Source organism: Streptomyces curacoi (assembly GCF_001513975.1).
In the GTDB taxonomy this organism is placed as follows: domain Bacteria; phylum Actinomycetota; class Actinomycetes; order Streptomycetales; family Streptomycetaceae; genus Streptomyces; species Streptomyces curacoi.
Map to the genome: position 1 here is coordinate 35,436 of NZ_KQ947993.1, position 17,359 is coordinate 52,794.

General features: G+C 71.8%; 16 protein-coding genes. 7 read left to right on the top strand and 9 right to left on the bottom strand.

The genetic code is table 11. The features are described 5' to 3' along the window. Positions 1 to 29 precede the first annotated feature (29 nt). Positions 30 to 755 carry a DUF1775 domain-containing protein gene (locus AQI70_RS30055; RefSeq protein ID WP_062155599.1) on the bottom strand — a complete coding sequence of 242 codons (726 nt, stop codon included), beginning with the start codon at positions 753 to 755 and terminating at the stop codon, positions 30 to 32. Between the two features lie 56 nt (positions 756 to 811). Further along, entirely contained in the window at positions 812 to 1,411 is a 600-nt protein-coding gene (locus AQI70_RS30060; protein WP_062155848.1) for a DUF998 domain-containing protein, read from the bottom strand. 316 nt (positions 1,412 to 1,727) lie between these two features. On the opposite strand from AQI70_RS30060, the gene AQI70_RS30065 reads away from it, so the two are divergent. Next, positions 1,728 to 2,198 (top strand): bifunctional DNA primase/polymerase, encoded by a 471-nt coding sequence (locus AQI70_RS30065; protein WP_062155601.1) that lies wholly within the window; start codon positions 1,728 to 1,730, stop codon positions 2,196 to 2,198. Here AQI70_RS30065 and AQI70_RS30070 read toward each other — a convergent pair. After that, entirely contained in the window at positions 2,185 to 2,589 is a 405-nt protein-coding gene (locus AQI70_RS30070; RefSeq protein WP_062155602.1) for a hypothetical protein, read from the bottom strand. The two genes, AQI70_RS30065 and AQI70_RS30070, sit on opposite strands and share 14 nt — an antisense overlap. 141 nt (positions 2,590 to 2,730) lie before the next feature. Between AQI70_RS30070 and AQI70_RS30075 the strand changes: the two genes are divergently transcribed. Both AQI70_RS30075 and AQI70_RS30080 read left to right on the top strand, forming a co-directional pair. Further along, positions 2,731 to 2,928 carry a hypothetical protein gene (locus tag AQI70_RS30075; RefSeq protein WP_004003070.1) on the top strand — a complete coding sequence of 66 codons (198 nt, stop codon included), beginning with the start codon at positions 2,731 to 2,733 and terminating at the stop codon, positions 2,926 to 2,928. Positions 2,929 to 3,165: 237 nt separating this feature from the next. After that, positions 3,166 to 3,726: a hypothetical protein gene (locus AQI70_RS30080; RefSeq protein ID WP_244181899.1), complete on the top strand. Its 561-nt coding sequence runs from the start codon at positions 3,166 to 3,168 to the stop codon at positions 3,724 to 3,726. Between the two features lie 53 nt (positions 3,727 to 3,779). Here the strand turns inward: AQI70_RS30080 and AQI70_RS30085 are convergent, their stop codons facing one another. Then, positions 3,780 to 4,202 (bottom strand): secondary thiamine-phosphate synthase enzyme YjbQ, encoded by a 423-nt coding sequence (locus tag AQI70_RS30085; RefSeq protein WP_062155607.1) that lies wholly within the window; start codon positions 4,200 to 4,202, stop codon positions 3,780 to 3,782. 351 nt (positions 4,203 to 4,553) lie between these two features. Between AQI70_RS30085 and AQI70_RS30090 the strand changes: the two genes are divergently transcribed. Beyond that, on the top strand, positions 4,554 to 5,639 hold the full coding sequence (locus AQI70_RS30090; RefSeq protein ID WP_208607472.1) for an NAD(P)-binding domain-containing protein: 1,086 nt from the start codon (positions 4,554 to 4,556) through the stop codon (positions 5,637 to 5,639). 134 nt (positions 5,640 to 5,773) lie between these two features. Here the strand turns inward: AQI70_RS30090 and mltG are convergent, their stop codons facing one another. Both mltG and AQI70_RS30100 read right to left on the bottom strand, forming a co-directional pair. Next, the gene (mltG, locus tag AQI70_RS30095; RefSeq protein WP_062155609.1) at positions 5,774 to 6,622 is read right to left on the bottom strand and encodes an endolytic transglycosylase MltG; all 849 of its coding nucleotides are present in this window, start codon (positions 6,620 to 6,622) and stop codon (positions 5,774 to 5,776) included. Positions 6,623 to 6,665: 43 nt separating this feature from the next. Continuing rightward, positions 6,666 to 8,468 carry an ABC transporter ATP-binding protein gene (locus AQI70_RS30100; RefSeq protein WP_062155611.1) on the bottom strand — a complete coding sequence of 601 codons (1,803 nt, stop codon included), beginning with the start codon at positions 8,466 to 8,468 and terminating at the stop codon, positions 6,666 to 6,668. A 93-nt stretch (positions 8,469 to 8,561) separates the two neighbouring features. Between AQI70_RS30100 and AQI70_RS30105 the strand changes: the two genes are divergently transcribed. Further along, positions 8,562 to 9,011, top strand: coding sequence for a MarR family winged helix-turn-helix transcriptional regulator (locus tag AQI70_RS30105; protein ID WP_062155613.1), 450 nt, complete (start codon positions 8,562 to 8,564; stop codon positions 9,009 to 9,011). A gap of 77 nt (positions 9,012 to 9,088) precedes the next feature. Here AQI70_RS30105 and AQI70_RS30110 read toward each other — a convergent pair whose 3' ends face one another. From AQI70_RS30110 to AQI70_RS30120, 3 genes are all read right to left on the bottom strand, one after another. Then, positions 9,089 to 10,519: a cation:dicarboxylate symporter family transporter gene (locus AQI70_RS30110; RefSeq protein ID WP_062155615.1), complete on the bottom strand. Its 1,431-nt coding sequence runs from the start codon at positions 10,517 to 10,519 to the stop codon at positions 9,089 to 9,091. A 175-nt stretch (positions 10,520 to 10,694) separates the two neighbouring features. Next, positions 10,695 to 12,287 carry a peptide-N4-asparagine amidase gene (locus AQI70_RS30115; RefSeq protein WP_062155617.1) on the bottom strand — a complete coding sequence of 531 codons (1,593 nt, stop codon included), beginning with the start codon at positions 12,285 to 12,287 and terminating at the stop codon, positions 10,695 to 10,697. Positions 12,288 to 12,338: 51 nt separating this feature from the next. Beyond that, positions 12,339 to 13,106 carry a L,D-transpeptidase family protein gene (locus AQI70_RS30120; RefSeq protein WP_062155619.1) on the bottom strand — a complete coding sequence of 256 codons (768 nt, stop codon included), beginning with the start codon at positions 13,104 to 13,106 and terminating at the stop codon, positions 12,339 to 12,341. Between the two features lie 188 nt (positions 13,107 to 13,294). Between AQI70_RS30120 and AQI70_RS30125 the strand changes: the two genes are divergently transcribed. Next, on the top strand, positions 13,295 to 15,082 hold the full coding sequence (locus AQI70_RS30125) for an ABC transporter transmembrane domain-containing protein (protein ID WP_062155621.1): 1,788 nt from the start codon (positions 13,295 to 13,297) through the stop codon (positions 15,080 to 15,082). Continuing rightward, complete coding sequence (locus AQI70_RS30130; RefSeq protein WP_062155623.1) at positions 15,079 to 16,860, top strand: ABC transporter ATP-binding protein; 1,782 nt, start codon at positions 15,079 to 15,081, stop codon at positions 16,858 to 16,860. Before AQI70_RS30125 ends, AQI70_RS30130 begins: the two co-directional genes overlap by 4 nt. Positions 16,861 to 17,359 lie beyond the last annotated feature (499 nt).

Consider the following 17,359-nt stretch of genomic DNA (forward strand, 5'->3'; position numbering starts at 1 on the left):
CGCAGGGCAGGGAGTTCCCGGCCGTCCTCTCAGGAGGCCCCGCCGCGACGGCTCCTGAGCCACCACGCCCCGGCGCCGAGCACGACGACGGCCGCGCCAATGCCGAGCGGCAGGGCGATCGGCAGGCCGTCGTCGCCCTCCGTGGCGTCGGTCGCGGCCTCCGCCGAGGGGGTGGACGGTGCGCGGGTCGACGGTGCGGGCGTCGTGGGCTCCTCGGTGGGAGTGGGGCTCACGGTCTTCGCGCCGGGTGCGGCGGGCTTCAGTTCCAGCCGGGGCGCGGGATGGCCGTGCCCGTGGCCGTCGCCGCCGCTGTCCTCGTCCAGTTCGATCCAGCGGTCCACCCGGCCGTCACTGTAGGTCTGGAGGGTCTTGAAGACGAGCGTCTCGGCGTCGGGCAACTGCCGTACGGTGACGACGTACTCGGCGTCCTGCCCGACCGGGAGCTTCGGCCCGGACACCGTGTAGCCACGACCGGTGGGGGCGAGCTTCCAGCCCTCGGGGCCCTCCTTGTAGGTGATGTCGTCCGGGGTGATGCCCTCGGGCAGGATCACCTCCAGCTCGCTGATCCCCGCCGATCCGGACTCCGACTCCGCGGTGAAGGTGAGCGCGACGTTCCGGTCGAGCGCCCGAGCGCCCTCCGCCTCGACCTCGGCGTGCGCCGCGGCCGGTCCCGCGAAGGCCACGGCGGCCGTGCAGGCGACCGCGGTGAGGGCGCCGGTACGGCGCAGGACGCGGGTCAGGGTGGGGCGGGGCACGTGTGACTCCCTCGTACCGGGGGTGTGGTCGCTGCATTCAAGCGCAGATGACAGTCTCAACGCGAGGGGCCCTCGTGGTGACGATGGAGGAGGCAGGAGGCGACCACGACGAAGGGCCACAGGGACTGAAGGGCCGTCACAAGGCGTTCGGCGACACCGGCGGCACCGCCCTGATGCATTTCGATCATGAACCAGGCCGCGCCGACGACCATGAGAGCGGTCGCCGTGAGTGAGGGGACGGGCCGGAGCCCCCAGGGTGCGGCGCCGCGGCGATCGGCGGCCAGCACCGGCCACACCGCAAGCAGGACGAAGGCGACCGCGGCGACCGAACCGTGGCGCAGGGAGCCCCCACTGCTCGGCGGCGGGATCAGCGCCACCACCAACGCCGCGACTCCTCCGGCGCCCAGCGCCGCGCGCCCGGGCAGCGCGGCCGGCCGCAGCCCCAGGGCGGTGAGCACGTGGCAGACGCCCAGGGCGGCCAGCGCCGCGGTCATCACCCAGAATCCCGCAGCGCCGTAGGCCGCGAGCACGCTGATCGTCTGTGTGGCGGGGTCGTATGCGGGCCCTTCCAGCGACGCCGCGAACGTCCAGCCGCCGATCAGCGCCACAGGCGCGCAGCCCGACGAGAGCAAGGCCCACCCAGGCACGAGTCGCATCAAGCAACCGTAGAGCGACCGAATCGCCTCAACTGTGACGTACACACCGCCAACCGGATCCCGGATCCCTCGCCGTCAAACCCCCGTGCACACAAGGACACCGGTATGGGGCGCGACCCCTCGACCAGTCATGCGGCGTTCGAACATCCCGGCCGGAAGCGCCAGCCTGCGCCAGCCCACGCCACCCCTTCCGGCACATAGAAATATCCACCAGCATGAATGGCCCTGAACGGGCCGGCGTGGTCAGCGAGGTCCCAGGGCTGCTTCGCCCTGCCCACGCCGGTGCCGGCAGAGCCGCGAGTGCTGGGGGTAGGACATGCAGGGCACCATGGGGAAGCAGGCCGTCGAGTGGCTCGCCGCCGCCGCCACGGATCCTCGGTCGTGCAAACGGCAGTGGGACCAGGGCGCGGACGCGGTCCTGCTGGAGGCCGGGCGGCTCTGGGACGTGCTCAGCGTCCCCGAGCAGCTGGGCCTGAGCGCCCTGGCACACCTGAGACGTACGCGGCGGCGGGCGTCGGGCCCCGTCCTGGTGAACTGCGGGGCGCGCAGAGTGGGCTTCTTCCTCCCGCCCGATCCGGCCGGCGAATGGATCGGACCCGGTGTGCGCCATGTCGGCAGGGGCTCATGGGTCGCCGTACCGCCGCCCCACCGGTGCGCCGGGTGGCGCCTGGAATGGCTGCTGCCACCCGACGGGACCGGCGCCCTGTACGACCCGGACGTCATGGAGCTGGCGTTGCGCGAGGCCGACGGCGCCTGCGCCGCCCTCGCGCGCGTCAGTCGGTCCTGAGCGGATCGACCACGCTGACGCGTCCGCTGCTCCCGCTCCACTCCCACACGCGTACCGGCCCGGAAAGGCCCCGGGGGACGACGACGGCCGGCACGCGCTCGGTCGCCTCGACGCGCCGCCCGCCGGTCGGTTCGGCGTCAGCGGCCCGCGTCAGGCCGGTGAACGGGCCGACCGCCCGGAAGGTGACGGCCCGCCCTTGGCCGTCGGCGCCGACACCGGGCTCCCACCAGGGGTCACGGCGCCCTGGAACCGCACGGCCCTTGGCGTGCCACTCCGCGACCAGCGCCGCATAGATCGACGGCTGGCCCCGAACGCCGGTGACCGGTACGACGTACGACAGGGGTGCGGCATCGCTTCCGAGGACACGCCGCGCCGGCTCAGTGCTGTCCATGCCGGGGCAACGCCGAGGTGTGCGCCGGTGGTACGCCGGCCGCCCCTGCCACCACCCAGTCGAGTGAGCCCATCCCCCAAATGGCCCCATGACGTGCTCGACCCACACGTCCGCCCTCGATCGAGACAGGAGCCGCTTGCCATGGACGGCCGACACGACGTCGCCTTCTTCCCGAGCTTCCGGAACGCCGACGACGACACCGAGGACCCCGCCGACTGCCCGTGGTGCGCCGCGCTGGGCGCGTCGACCCTGCCGCCGACGGCACAGCCGTCCAGGCCACAGGGACGACGGTATGACCCCTACGTCTCAGGAGCCCCGTACGACGGCGACGACTGGTGAGGCGGACCCGCCCCCGGTGCGGGCCTGCGCAGGCCGGCTCGGGGGCGCGCGCTCCGCATATATCTGCCTGTTTGGTGCGCGGGCGCTCGCCCCATACGGGGAATTGAACTCCGGCCGTATGGCCGCCGTACCTGGCACCCGGTGCACTGATGCATCAACCGGTCATCCGGGGTGATGAGGGACGGACGGCCGCACGGCGGCCGTGTCGGTCGTCGGCGCACCACAGGGAGGCTCTTTATGGCACTCACGGAGTGGACGAGGTCAATGGAGTGGCTGGCCGCAGCGTCGGAGGATCCCGGCGCCTGTAAACACGAGTGGCAGAACGGCAGTACCGGCGTCACGCTCCTGGAGGCCGGAAGGTTCTGGGACGTGCTGATCGTGCCGGAGGAGCTCGGGCTGCGCGTCGCCGACCTCATGGAGGAGCTGACGCCGCTCGATCCCGGCCCCTGTCTGCTGGACGCCCGGCGCCGTCGCGTGGGATTCCTGCTGCCCCCGGAGCCGCAGACCCTGTGGATCGGCACCGGTGTGCGCCTTCTCGGCGCCGGAACATGGATCACCGCTCCCGCCCCGCACTGCCGCTGGGGCGCGCTGCGCTGGCTCGTCCCGCCGGACGGCACCGGCACCCTGAACATGCCGGAGGTCCTGGAAGTGGCCCTGCAGCGCTGCGCGAGCGAACTGTCCCGCCTCCAGGGCCGCTGCGCGCCCGCGGCACACGGCCGGACGGCACCGGACGAGATGCCGGGCAGCGATCCGCGGATGGTGCGCCAGTGCGCGGCGGGGGCAGGCGTACGCCGGTGACCGGCCCGCCCGCCCCGGAGCCCACCCCGGCCCCGCCCCGCTCGCGCGCCCGCTCAGCCCAGGAAGCTCAGTCGTACCTGCCGGTTGGGGTTGTCCTTGTTGGTGTCCACGAGGCACACGGACTGCCATGTGCCGAGCTCCAGCCGCCCGCCCAGCACGGGCAGCGTCGCGTGCGGCGGGACGATGGCCGGGAGGACGTGGTCGCGGCCGTGGCCGGGGCTGCCGTGGCGGTGCTGCCAGCGGTCGTCGGCGGGGAGGAGGGTGTGCAGGGCGGTCAGGAGGTCGTCGTCGCTGCCGGCGCCCGTCTCGATGATGGCGACGCCGGCCGTCGCGTGCGGCACGAAGACGTTCAGCAGGCCGTCGCGGCCCCCGGCCGCCTCCCGCAGGAAGGCCTCGCAGTCGCGGGTGAGGTCCACGACCCGCTCCGCGGAGCCGGAGGCGATGTTCAGAACTCGGGTGGTGAAGGCGTCTGACATGCCTTCCATCCTCGCCCATCCGCCGGGCTCCACAGGCGAGGGGGCGGCCAGGGGGTGGTCGGGCGGTGACACGCCAGGTCCGCTTCACGAGACGCCGTTGACCGTCGCCGCGCCATCTGGCGACTTTCCGTGGCATGTTGCTTCAGCCCTGCTCACCACGCACGGTCACATCGACCTGCTGCGGGTGGCCTCCGCCGCGTGTCGCCGCGGCTGCTGACGCCCGCCTTCTCTTTTCCCCTGTGCTTTCTCCGCGGACCCGCCCGGTCTTGACGCCCGCTGCTTGTCGCGGGCGGGCGCTGATCTCCGGGCGCCTCGGGGAAGATCCTCGCCACCTCGGCAGTTAGTAGAAGCGTGAACAATATCGAGGTGGGCGAGGAAGTCGACGTAGTCGTCATAGGCGCCGGACAGGCCGGACTGTCCAGCGCCTATCACCTGCGACGCAACAGTTTCGAGCCCGACCGCGACTTCGTCGTGCTCGACCACTCCCCCGGCCCGGGGGGTGCCTGGCAGTTCCGGTGGCCGTCCTTGACATACGGCAAGGTGAACGGGATGCACTCGCTGCCCGGCATGGAGCTGACCGACGCCGATCCGGGGCGGCCGTCGTCCGAGGTCATCACCGAGTACTTCGACCGCTACGAGCGCACCTTCGACCTGCGCGTCCGGCGCCCCGTCGACGTACGCGCCGTACGCGAGGGCCCTGACGGGCGGCTGCTCGTCGAGAGCTCGGCCGGGACCTGGGCGACGCGGGCGCTGATCAACTCGACCGGCACCTGGGACCGGCCCTTCTGGCCGCGCTACCCCGGTCAGGAGACGTTCCGGGGGCGGCAGTTGCACACCGCCCAGTACCCCGGTCCGGAGGAGTTCGCCGGGCAGCGGGTCGTCGTGGTGGGCGGCGGGATCTCGGGCATCCAGCATCTGCTGGAGATCGCCCGGTACGCGGCCGCCACGACATGGGTCACCCGGCGTCCGCCCGTCTTCCGCGAGGGGCCGTTCGACGAGGGGGCGGGCCGGGCGGCGGTCGCGCTCGTCGAGGAGCGGGTCCGGCAGGGTCTGCCGCCGAAGAGCGTCGTCTCCGTCACGGGACTGCCTCTGAACGACGCCGTCCGGCAGGGCCTGGCCGACGGGGTTCTGGACCGGCGGCCCATGTTCGACCGGATCACCCCGGACGGGGTGGAGTGGAACGACGGGCGACATGTGAACGCCGACGTCATCCTGTGGGCGACCGGCTTCCGGGCCGCCATCGATCACTTGGCCGCGCTGCGCCTGCGCGAGCCGGGCGGCGGAATCCGGGTGGAGGGGACGCGCGCGGTCGCCGATCCCCGGCTCCACCTGGTCGGCTACGGCCCCTCAGCCAGCACGATCGGCGCCAACCGGGCCGGGCGCGCGGCCGTACGGGACATCAGGCGGTTGCTGGCCGAGGAGTCGGTCGCGGCGTAGCGCTCCGCCGGGTCGGGCCGCCGGGTGGTGCCGCGCTACGTCGTCGGTCGTCTGCGGCGCCGTCCAGGCTGGTCGCGCGGTTCCCCGCGTCCCTTGAGGGCGTTGCCGGAGCGCCACCCCGATGGGCCGCCGGATCATGTCGCGGTCTTCGGGCTCGCCTTCTGCTGAGCGTTGAACTCGGCCACGTTGCGCTGGTGTTCGGCGTAGTCGGCCGTGAAGCGGGTGTCGCCCGGCTTGACGGTGACGAAGTACAGCCAGTCGCCCGGGGTCGGACTGATCGCGGCGCGCATCGCCTCCTCGCCCGGGTTGGCGATCGGCGTGGGCGGCAGGCCCATGCGCTGGTACGAGTTGTAGGGGCTCTCGATCCGCGTGTCGGCCTCGGTCGTCCTGATCGTGGAGCGGTTCAGCGCGTAGTTGATGGTGGAGTCCATCTGCAGCGGCATGCCGCGTTCGAGCCGGTTGAAGATGACCCGGGCCACCTTGCCCATGTCGGCCTTGGTGGCGGCCTCGGCCTGGACGATGCTCGCGACGGTGACCGCCTGATAGACGTTCAGCGCGTTGCGCTGCGCGCCTGCGGCGACGGGAGCGCCGCTGAACTTCTGGTTGGCGGTGTCGACCATGGCCGACAACAGGGACTCCGGCGTCGCCCTCTTGCCGTCCTTTTCCAGCGGATACGTGGCCGGGAAGAGATAGCCCTCGGGGTTGCCCTCGGCGTCGTCCGGCAGCTTGAGGTCGAGCTTGCCCAGGGACTTCTTGGTGGATCCGGGCGGCAGGGCGAGGGCCTTGTCGACGGCGGCGTAGACCTGGCCGGCGCGCCAGCCCTCCGGAATCACCAGCGAGGTGGGCTTCGCCTCCTCCTCGTCCATGCTCAGCAGCGGCACCGCCACGGCGGTGCCGGCCACGACGGCGCCGGCGGCGATGAGAGCGATACGGCCCCGGCGCGTCAGTCGAATCGTGTTCCGTGACGGAGTGTTCAGGTGCATGCGGGAACGGTAACCCGCACATGCTTACAAACCTGGCATATCGTCACCCCGTCGGCTCCAGTTGGGCGTCCCGGCGGACCAGCGCCGCATACCGCCCCTCCCGCTCCAACAGCTCCTCGTGCGTCCCCCGTTCCGCCACCCGCCCCGCGTCGAGGACCACGATCTGGTCAGCGCCCCGAACGGTGGACAGGCGGTGGGCGATGGTGAGCGTGGTGCGGTTGGCGGACAGGGCGTCGATGGCCTGCTGGACGGCGTGTTCGGTACGGGTGTCCAGGGCGCTGGTCGCCTCGTCGAGGATGAGGACCGGCGGATCGCGCAGGATCGTACGGGCGATGGCCAGGCGCTGTTTCTCACCGCCCGAGAAGCGGTGGCCGCGTTCGCCGACGATCGTGTCGTAGCCGTCGGGCAGGGCGGCGATGTGGTCGTGGATCTGGGCCGCCTTCGCCGCCGCGTGCAACTCCTCGTCGGTGGCGTCCGGCTTGGCGAAGCGCAGGTTGTCGGCGACCGAGGCATGAAAGAGGTACGTCTCCTGCGAGACGACGCCGACCGCGCGGGCGAGGGTGTCGAAGTCGAGGTCGCGCACGTCGACCCCGTCGAGGGTGACCCGGCCGCCCGTCACGTCGTACAGCCGCGGCACGAGATGGCCGAGCGTGGACTTTCCGGCGCCGGTCGGGCCGACGACCGCGAGGCTGCCGCCCGCCGGGACGGTGAGGTCGATGCCGTCGAGGATGGCGCCGCTCTTGCCGTCGTACCGGAACTCGACGTTCTCGAACCGGACCTCGCCCTGGATGGTTTCGAGGCGGACGGGGTTCTCCCGCTCGGTGATGTCGATGGGCAGGTCGAGGTACTCGAAGATCCGCTGGAAGAGCGCGAGCGAGGTCTGGATCTGGACGCCGGTGGACAACAGGCTCACCGCCGGGCGGAACAGACCCTGCTGAAGGGAGACGAAGGCGACGATGGTGCCGATGGAGACCTGGGGGCCGCCGAGTTGGAGGGCCATTCCCGCGGTCCAGTAGATGAAGGCGGGCATGGCGGCCATGACGATGGTGATGACGGCCATGCGCCAGCGGCCGGCCATGTTCGACCTGACTTCGAGGTCGACCAGTTGCTCGGACTCGTCGGCGAAGGCCTTGGTGAGCGAGTCGGAACGGCCCATCGTGCGGCCGAGCAGGATGCCGCTGACCGAGAGCGACTCGGTGACCGTGGCGGCCATCGCGGCCATCTGCTTCTGGCGCTGGGTGGTGATCTTCTTGCGTTCGTTGCCGACCCGGCGGCTGATCCACACGAAGACCGGCAGCAGGAGCAGCGAGACGACGGTCAGGCGCCAGTCGAGGGCGACCATCGCGACGATCGTGGCGATCACGCTGGTGGCATTGGAGACCAGGGAGGTCGCGGTGGAGGTGACGGTGGCCTGCATGCCGCCGATGTCGTTGGCGATGCGGGACTGGACCTCGCCGGTGCGGGTGCGGGTGAAGAAGGCGAGCGACATGCGCTGGAGGCGGCCGTAGACCGCGGTGCGCAGGTCGTGCATCACGCGCTGGCCGACCGTCGTGGAGATCAGGGTCTGCAGCACTCCGAAGACGCTGGTGAGGACGGCGCTGAGGATCATGCCCAGCGCGAGCAGGCTGAGCAGGCCGGTGCGGCCCTCGGGGATCGCCACGTCGAGGATCGCCTTGAGGAGGAAGGGCGTGGCGACGCCGACCAGGGAGGAGGCGCCGACGAGCAGGCCGACGACGGCGAGGCGTCCGCGGTAGGGACGGAAGAGTCTCAGGATGCGGCGCACCTGCCGGGGCTGTTCCTGCTCGGCGGCGGGTGGCGTCCAGGAGGGTTCGTGGTCGGGGTGCATGGGCTCCTACGGGAGGTGTGTGATGCGGACTGACGGAGCTTAGCTCATTGTTACCTATGCTCACAATGAACATGGTCCTGATATTGTTCCCGCATGACCACCCCCGATCCCGACGGCCCGCTCGCCGAGCAGCTGCTGCGCTTCACCCGCCGGGTCCACCGCATCCAGAAACAGCACCTGCAACAGTGCGGTCTGGGCATCACCCCGGCCCAGTCCCGCCTGCTGCGCACACTCGCGCACTACGGCTCGCCGCCCCGGATGGCCGATCTCGCCGAGCGCCTGGAGGTCGTCCCGCGTGCCGTGACGACACTGGTCGACGGGCTGGAGGCGAGCGGGAAGGTACGGCGGGTGCCGGATCCCACGAACCGGCGGGTGATCCGGATCGAGCTCACCGACGACGGGCGGGGGGCCCTGCGGGAGCTGCACGGAGCGCGACGGTCGGCGGCGGAGGAGATCCTGGCACCGCTGACGGACGAACAGCGCGCGACCCTCGGCGAGTTGCTGGACACGCTGATCGACGGGGGCGCCGATCGGCGCTGCTGAGCGGTGAACGTCGTACAGGCCGCGGCCACCACTCCAGCAGTGTGGAGTGGTGGCCGCGGCCTGTACGACTCTTGCGCTCAACCGGCCTCGGAGGCGGTCTCCTTGGCCGTCCGAACAGGGACGGCGACCGGCCCTTCGGACTTCGGCGCCTCGGGCTTCGGCGCCTCGGGCTTCTTCAACTCCGCCTTCGCCGGCTCCTCGTCCTCCTCCGCGACCACGATCTCGCCGTCCAGGACCCTCTTCGCCCGCTCCCGGTCCAGCGCGCCCTCCCAGCGCGAGACGGCGAAGACGGCGACACAGTTGCCGAGCAGGTTGGTGACGACGCGCATCGAGTCCATGATGCGGTCCACGCCCAGCAGCAGGGCCACGGCTCCGGCCGGGATGGCACCCAGCGAGGAGGCGGTCGCGGACAGGGCGAGGAAGGCCGAGCCGGGGATGCCCGCCATGCCCTTGCTGGTCAGCATCAGGACCAGGATCACGGTGACCTGCTGGCCGAAGCTGAGGTCGACGCCCACGGCCTGGGCGATGAACAGCGTGCCGATGGACAGGTAGAGGGAGGCGCCGTCGAGGTTGAAGGAGTAGCCCGTGGGCAGCACCAGGCCCACGGCGTCGTCGCGGGCGCCGGCCTTGCGCAGCTTCTGCATCACCCGCGGCAGGACCGACTCGGTGGACGCGGTGCCGAGCGCGAGCAGCATCTCCTCACGGATGTAGCGGAGGAACTTCCAGAGGCTGAGCCCGGTGACCACCTTCAGGGCGACGGCGAGCAGCGCGATAAAGAACGCGGCGGCCGCGTAGCACAGGATGATCAGCTTGGCGTACGTCTCAATCACGCCGAGCCCGTAGTTGCCGATCAGGACGGCCATCGCGCCGAACACCGCGATCGGGGCCAGCCGCATGACGAAGCCGACGATCGCGAAGATGATCTCCTGCGCCTGCTCGATGGCGGGCAGCACCTGCGGCACCTTGGTGTGGCCGAGGTGCAGTAGCGCCGCACCCACCAGACAGGCGAGAAGGAGCACCTGGAGCAGGGAGTTCTCGGCGAAGGCGCCGATGAAGGAGGTGGGGATGGCGTTCAGCACGAACTCGGTCGTCGAGGGCAGGTGCCCACCGTCCGTCTTGGCGTCGACCGCCGAGGCGTTGAGCGAGGACGGGTCGACGTTCATCCCCGACCCGGGCTGGACGACGTTGGCGGCGAGAAGCCCGATGAGCAGCGCGAGGGTGCTCGCCACCTCGAACCAGATCAGGGCCTTGAGCCCGATCCGGCCGAACGCCTTCAGATCGCCGGCCTTGGCGATGCCGACGACCACCACGCAGAACACGAGCGGGGAGATGATCGTCTTGATGAGCCGGATGAAACCGTCGCCGAGCGGCTGGAGATCCGCGCCGAAGCCGGGCCACAGCTTCCCGACGACGATTCCGAGAACGAGGGCGCAGGCGACCTGCGCGAAGAGAGAGGTACGCAGCATGCGTGCGACGCGTCGCGGCAGGGACGGTTCGGACGGCGGCACGGGAACTCCTTGGGGACGGCGGCATACAGAAGCCCATGGGCGACGGGGGGACTTCTGCCATACGGAAAGCGGATTCCGTGCCGATCACTTTGCGGGTGATGTTGGTCCCGCACAAGACCGCCGTGTTGCATCCAGGTAAATCACGCCTCACACGACGCGTCGCACACCACCGGTTTCAGCAGCCGCCGCGATCCTCGGTGAGCACCCCTTGGACGCTGGTGAGGGAGCGGTCGTAGCAGCCGTCCGAGCCGTGCAGCCGGTAGCGCTCGCTCGTCGTGCCGACCGCGTGCCGCTGGTCGCGCGGCACGTTCACCGTCCAGGTGGCATCGCCCGAGTAGGTGTCGTCGAGCCTCGACCACGCCGTGCGCCGCCCGCCGTACGCCGTGACAACCGCCGCACGGTCACCGAGGGTCAGCACGGTGCGCAGCCGGTCGTCCGCGCCCAACGTGGTGGTGCCGTCCATCGTGTACGTCCGCTGCGTACGCGTCGTGCGGGCCGGTCCGGGGCCGTCGACGATGAGGGACTCGTCGTCCGTCCAGGTGGCGTCCAGCGCGTCCAGGTTCTCGCCGTCGGTCCAGCGGTGCGTGGAGTCGGTGGTGAGCGACCGGCGCACGGTGGTCGTCACCCGGCCGTGCGAGGTGTCGACGTAACCGGCGACGGTCAGCCGATGACCACCCTCGGTGACCACCCGATGCTCGGAACCGGGCGTGTACGTCGAGGAGTTGGCGAGGTCGTCGGCCTTGTGCACGGTGATCTTCCCGGTGACGTGCGCGCGCCGCGCGTCCTGCCGGACGAGGACGTTCACGGGCGCGCTCCAGCCGCTCTGCCCCTCGGGGACGCCGACGACGGAGACCTCGACGCGGTGCGGGCGGCCGTCGTTGAGGATGCCGGCGAAGGGTGTCAGGTCGTATTCGATCGGCTTGATGTCGAAGGCACGCGGTCCCGGAATGACGTACCAGAGGAAGGGGTTGGACCAGCCGCCCGTCCACACGTGCGGGAACGGCGTGGCGATTCCGGCGAGCCGGCCGTCGACCCTGATCTGCACCTCGCGGTACGGGCCGCCGTCGGCCTGGCAGGAGTAGGGCGCCGGGCCGGGCACCGACAGATACCAGTACTCCTCGCACCCGCCGCCCGAGCCGGTGGCGTACACCTCGGCGACGATGCGTTCGCTGTTGCGCGGGGTGGTGAGCGTGCCGTCCTGGAGGGCGAGGACACGGTCGGGGGTCGTGGCGGGGCTGCGGCCGGCGTAGAACGTCAGCGTGACCTTGACGTCGATGATTCCGGTGTACGTGTCGTCGACGACGTTCCCGATGAGCATCTCGACGTCCTGGCTGCGGCGGAGGGTGTCGCTGTAACGCGTGACGTCCTTCTCCACCGACCACTCGATGCCGTCCGGTGACGGCTGCGGAGTAGACGTACGGAAGATCTCGACACCGCCTAGCTGCAGATGGCCGAGCCGGTCGTACTGGCGTCCCTTGACCTTGCCGTCCAGCCGCAGCACGACCTTGTTCCACCGGTCGCCGCAGCCTTCGGGCGGGGTGTAGGTGCCCTTGTACGGGGTGAAGTCGCGGAACTGCGCCTCGGCGACGGTGACTTGGCAGGACTTGCCGGAGGGCTTGGCGACGGGCGGGGCGGCGGTGCGGGGGTCGTGCCAGTCGGTGCCGAACTCGGCGGGCACCTCGGCCGATCGGGCGGGGGTCGCCCCGAGGAGCGAGCTCGCCAGGAGGGTTGCTCCGGCGAGCATGGACATGACGATCCGTCTCTTCATGGCCGGTGTTCTACGGGGAGTCGGGCATCCTCCGCAATGAGGCCTCCCGCGTCAGCGCGAGCGTTTCAGGTCCGCCCTGTCCCCCATCACCACGACAGGACGCCGGTCCGGATCGAGCGTGCGCAGCAGGTACTCCATCGCCGATTCGGACAGACTGACGCAGGCCGACGTACCGCTGCCGTGGTCCATGTGCAACCAGATGCCACCGCCCTTGTCAGCGCCCTGCGGACGGGTGGGGTCGTTGGGCGGGGTGCCCGGCACGCGGTTGTAGTCGATGGCGATGACGTAGTCGAAGTCGTGCCAGTACGGCTTCGCCCACCACCGCGGCGCCGCGAAGGCCGCCGACCGGGTGTACGGCAACTTGGCCCCGGGGTCCTGGCGTACGCCGCCCGCGTCGCTGAGCGTGAACACCCCTACGGGGCTGCGGTTGTCGCCCTGGTGGTGGTCGGCGGTCCAGCCCTTCCTGCCGTTGTGCGCGGGCCAGCTGCGGGTGCGCTCCCAGGTGGCGCCGTGCCTGATGTAGAGCACGACCGTGGAGTTCGGGGAGTCCTTGCCGTCGCCATAGACCGCCACGACCTGGCGGGAGTCGGCGGGGATGCGTCGTTGCCAGCGGTCGCCGACGCCGGGGACACGGGTCGGGTCCGCAGCGGCCCGGCGCGTGTGCGTGCCCCTTTCGGAGTCGCCCTTTCCCCCGTCCGCGCCGCCTGCCTGCCCCGCGCCGCTTCCGTGCCCGGTGCCGCCGCACGCGGCAAGGGCCGTCAGGAGGAATCCGAGGGCCGCCGCCGCGGCTGTCGCACGCCGTACTCCACCGCCTCGCATGACGCCATGGTCGCACCGCTTTCACCGCGGCAGCCGGATCCTTGCCCCCGGCCGGAAAACCGTTTGCGTCCTGCCACGCTCCGACGCGAACCTGTCACGGTTTGCTGCCGCCGTGCGCGGCCGCTCGCACCCGCTCAACGACCGGTCCCCCATCCCCTCTCCCCGCTGACACGAGCCACTGGGACGTCATGCAGATTCAAGACCTTCCGTATCCCGACCCGGGCGTACCGGACGCACGCTCAGGTCCCCGATTCCTGTGGTGGCTCTTCAGGAACCAGCTGGGCGGACAGCTCAAGTCCCTCGCCTGGGGGCTGCTGCACTTCGTGTCCGTCTCCGCCCAGCCGTTCTGCGTCGGGTTCGCCGTCCAGGCCGTCGTCGACCGCTCCGGCGCGCGACTCGCCCTCGCGGGCGGACTGATGGCCCTGTGCGGCGCCGGTACGGCGATCGGCGACACCTTCCTGCACCGCGCCGCCGTCACCAACTGGATCAGCGCGGCCGCCCGGGTCCAGCAGCTGCTGGCCCGCAAGGCCGCGCAGTTGGGCTCGGCGCTGACCCGGCGGGTCGCCGCCGGCGAGGTGGTGGCCGTCTCCACGGGTGACGTCGAGAAGATCGGCTGGTTCGTGGAGGCCTGGTCGCGGTTCACCGCGGCGGCGCTGACCGTCGTGCTGGTCTGCGTCGGCCTGGTCGTCTACGAGCCCGCGCTCGGCGTCGTCGTCGCCGTCGGCCTGCCCGTCCTGGCCGTCGCCGTGCTGCCGCTGCTGCCGCCCGCCACCCGGCGCGCCGACTTCCAGCGCGAGAAGGCGGGCCGGGCCACCGAGCTGGCCTCGGACACCGTCGCCGGCCTGCGCGTCCTGCGCGGCATCGGCGGCGAGGAGCTCTTCCTCGACCGCTACCGCCGCGCCTCGCAGGAAGTACGCCACGCGGCCGTGCGCAGCGCCCGGATGTGGTCCCTGATCTCCGCCGTCCAGGTGCTGATGCCGGGACTGCTGCTGATCGGGGTCGTCTGGTACGGCCTCCACCTGGCCCGCGAGGGCCGGATCGGCGTCGGCGAACTCGTCACCGTCTACAGCTCGGTGATGGTCCTGACCTATCCGCTGCGGCACTTCGAGGAGATCGCCATGGCGTACTCCTTCTCACGCCCGTCGGCCAAACGGGCCGCGCGCGTGCTGTCGCTGCAACGGGCCACCAACACCGACGGATCGCGGGCCGCCGACGTGCCCACCGGAGACCTGTACGACCCGGCGACCGGTCTGCTCGCCCCCTCCGGCCGGCTCACCGCCGTGGTGTGCGGCGACCCGGACGCGGCGGGGCGGCTGGCGGAACGACTCGGCGGACACCCCGCGGAGGGCGGCACATCGGTGCTGCTGGGCGGTGTGCCGCTCGACGAACTGCCGCTGGACTCCGCCCGTACGGCCGTCCTGGTCCAGGACAAGGACCCGGTGCTGCTGTCGGGCACCCTCCGCGAACTGCTGGACGTGCCCGCCTCGGGCGACGTCGACGCGGCCGAGGCGCTGGCGGCGGCCCAGTGCGGGGACGTCCTGGAGGCCCTGGTGCAGGGCTCGTTGGACGCGGCGGACCCGTTGGACGCCCGGATCACCGAACGCGGGCGGTCCCTGTCGGGCGGCCAGCGGCAGCGACTGGCGCTGGCCCGATCGCTGGTCACCGACCCCGAGGTGCTCGTCCTGGACGAGCCGACGTCCGCCGTCGACTCGCACACCGAGGCGCGCGTCGCGGAGGGCGTACGGCAGTTGCGGACGGGGCGCACGACGGTGATGTTCACCTCCTCGCCGCTGCTCCTGGACCGTGCGGACCGCGTCGTCCTGGTGCACGAGGGCGAGGTCACGGCGGTCGGCGTGCACCGCGACCTGCTGCACAAGGAACCCCGCTACCGGGCCGTGGTGACCCGGGAGACCGATGAAGAGGCCGCCCTGGACGGCGAGTTGCAGGAACTGGAAGAGATCGAGGAGACCGCATGATCGGCGTGGCGCCACCGGCGTACGACCCGGCGGCACCGACTACGGCGAGCACCCTGCCCGTCGGCGCCCCCGCCACCGTACGCGCCTACGTGGCCGAACTCCTGCGCCGGCACCGGCGTGCCTTCCTGCTCCTCGTCACCGTCAACACCGCCGCCACCCTCGCCTCGATGGTGGGCCCGTGGCTGCTGGGCGACCTCGTCGAGCGGGTCTCGGACGGGGTCCGGGAGTTCCATCTGGAGCGCACCGCCGCCCTGTTCCTCGTCGCCCTGCTCGTCCAGGCCGCCTTCGTACGGCAGGTACGGCTGCGCGGCGCGATGCTCGGCGAGCGGATGCTGGCCGACCTGCGCGAGGACTTCCTCGTACGGTCGGTCCGGCTGCCCCCGGGTGTCCTGGAGCGCGCCGGTACCGGTGACCTGCTGTCCCGTATCACCACGGACATCGACCGGCTCGCCAACGCCATGCGTGAGGCGGTGCCGCAGCTGACCATCGGCGTGATGTGGGCCGGGCTGCTGCTCGGCGGGCTCGTCGTCATGGCGCCCCCGCTGGCACCCGCCGTGCTGGTCGCCGTGCCGCTGCTGGTGCTCGGCTGCCGCTGGTACTTCAAGCGGGCGCCGGCCGGCTACCGCTCGGAAGCCGCCGGGTACGCCGCGGTGGCCGCCGCCCTCGCCGAGACCGTGGACGCCGGACGCACCGTCGAGGCCCACCGCCTGGGCGGTCGGCGCGTCGAGCTGTCCGAGCTGCGGATCAAGCAGTGGACGGCATGGGAGCGCTACACGCTGTGGCTGCGGTCGGTGCTCTTCCCGGTCATCAACCTGGTCCATGTGACGGTCCTCGGCTCGGTCCTGATGCTGGGCGGGGTGTTCGTCCTGCAGGGCTGGATCGGGGTCGGTCAGCTGACGACGGGTGCGCTGATCGCGCAGATGCTCGTCGACCCGGTGAACCTGATCCTGCGCTGGTACGACGAGCTCCAGGTGGCCCAGGTGTCCCTGGCCCGGCTGGTCGGGGTCCGGGACATCGAGCCGGACGCCGGGGAGGAGACCCTCGCCCCCGATGGCCGGGACGTGCTCGCCGAGCGGGTCCACTTCGGCTACCGCGAGGGCGTGGACGTGCTGCGCAAGGTGTCCCTGGAGGTTGCCCCGGGCACCCGGCTGGCGCTGGTCGGCCCCTCGGGCGCGGGCAAGTCGACGCTGGGCAGGCTGCTCGCGGGCATCTACGCGCCCCGGGACGGCCGGATCACCCTCGGCGGTGCCGAACTGTCCCGGATGACCGCCGAACGGGTCCGCTCCCACGTGGCCCTCGTCAACCAGGAGCACCACGTCTTCGTGGGCTCCCTGCGCGACAACCTGCTGCTGGCCGACACGAAGGCGACGGACGCCGAGCTGTGGGCGGCGCTGGGCGCGGTCGACGCGGACGGATGGGCGCGGGCACTGGACGAGGGCCTGGACACCGAGGTCGGCTCGGGCGGGTTCTCGCTCACTCCGGCCCAGGCCCAGCAGATCGCGCTGGCCCGCCTGGTCCTGGCCGACCCGCACACGCTGGTCCTGGACGAGGCGACCTCGCTCCTCGACCCCCGCGCGGCCCGTCACCTGGAGCGGTCCCTGGCCCGCGTCCTGGACGGCCGCACGGTGGTCGCCATCGCGCACCGGCTGCACACCGCGCACGACGCCGACGTCATCGCCGTCGTCGAGAACGGCCGGATCAGCGAGCTGGGCAGCCATGACGAGCTGGTCGCGGCGGACGGGGCGTATGCGGCGCTGTGGCGGTCCTGGCACGGGTAGAGGGTGTGGTCCACGGTCTCCCGTACGTCGAGGAGCGCGCGGGCGGGCGTCCCGTCTGGGCAGGGGCCTGCCGCCGGCCTCCTGCCCCACCTCGCCCCTGCCCGGTGTGCCGTTCGGCCTCGACGCTCACGTCCTCGACCGCCTGGAGTAGCGCGCCCCTTCGACCGTACGCCGCCTGCACCCGCGTCGGCTGCGCGGCGGGGGTGGGACCCCGCCCCACGTGGGAGGGCGCGGCCTGCCTCGGGGCCACACGCAAGAGGGCGTGGCCCGCCCCGGGCCGAGGGCCCGGTGGGACGGGGACGCGGGCGGCCCTCGCAACCGGGATGTGTCCACGCCTCCGTGCCGTTGCGCGGGGGCGAAAAGGGGTGGAAGGCTGGAAAGCGGCACCGGTTCGGGGAGCGCCCGGGACGACGCGGTTCGCCCCGGGGGGCAGCCTGTGCCCCGTGCCGCGGCGGCCCGGCCACCGACCGCGGTGAGACGGGCCCGTCCCCACCACCTG

Coding starts and splice junctions, on each gene's coding strand:
- mltG (WP_062155609.1), bottom strand. CDS start 6,622: ATGCACCTGAACACTCCGTCACGGAACACGATTCGACTGACGCGCCGG.
- AQI70_RS30080 (WP_244181899.1), top strand. CDS start 3,166: ATGGCACTCACGGAGTGGACGAGGTCAATGGAGTGGCTGGCCGCAGCG.
- AQI70_RS30085 (WP_062155607.1), bottom strand. CDS start 4,202: ATGTCAGACGCCTTCACCACCCGAGTTCTGAACATCGCCTCCGGCTCC.
- AQI70_RS30065 (WP_062155601.1), top strand. CDS start 1,728: ATGCAGGGCACCATGGGGAAGCAGGCCGTCGAGTGGCTCGCCGCCGCC.
- AQI70_RS30075 (WP_004003070.1), top strand. CDS start 2,731: ATGGACGGCCGACACGACGTCGCCTTCTTCCCGAGCTTCCGGAACGCC.
- AQI70_RS30115 (WP_062155617.1), bottom strand. CDS start 12,287: ATGAAGAGACGGATCGTCATGTCCATGCTCGCCGGAGCAACCCTCCTG.
- AQI70_RS30060 (WP_062155848.1), bottom strand. CDS start 1,411: ATGCGACTCGTGCCTGGGTGGGCCTTGCTCTCGTCGGGCTGCGCGCCT.
- AQI70_RS30070 (WP_062155602.1), bottom strand. CDS start 2,589: ATGGACAGCACTGAGCCGGCGCGGCGTGTCCTCGGAAGCGATGCCGCA.
- AQI70_RS30100 (WP_062155611.1), bottom strand. CDS start 8,468: ATGCACCCCGACCACGAACCCTCCTGGACGCCACCCGCCGCCGAGCAG.
- AQI70_RS30125 (WP_062155621.1), top strand. CDS start 13,295: ATGCAGATTCAAGACCTTCCGTATCCCGACCCGGGCGTACCGGACGCA.
- AQI70_RS30120 (WP_062155619.1), bottom strand. CDS start 13,106: ATGCGAGGCGGTGGAGTACGGCGTGCGACAGCCGCGGCGGCGGCCCTC.
- AQI70_RS30105 (WP_062155613.1), top strand. CDS start 8,562: ATGACCACCCCCGATCCCGACGGCCCGCTCGCCGAGCAGCTGCTGCGC.
- AQI70_RS30130 (WP_062155623.1), top strand. CDS start 15,079: ATGATCGGCGTGGCGCCACCGGCGTACGACCCGGCGGCACCGACTACG.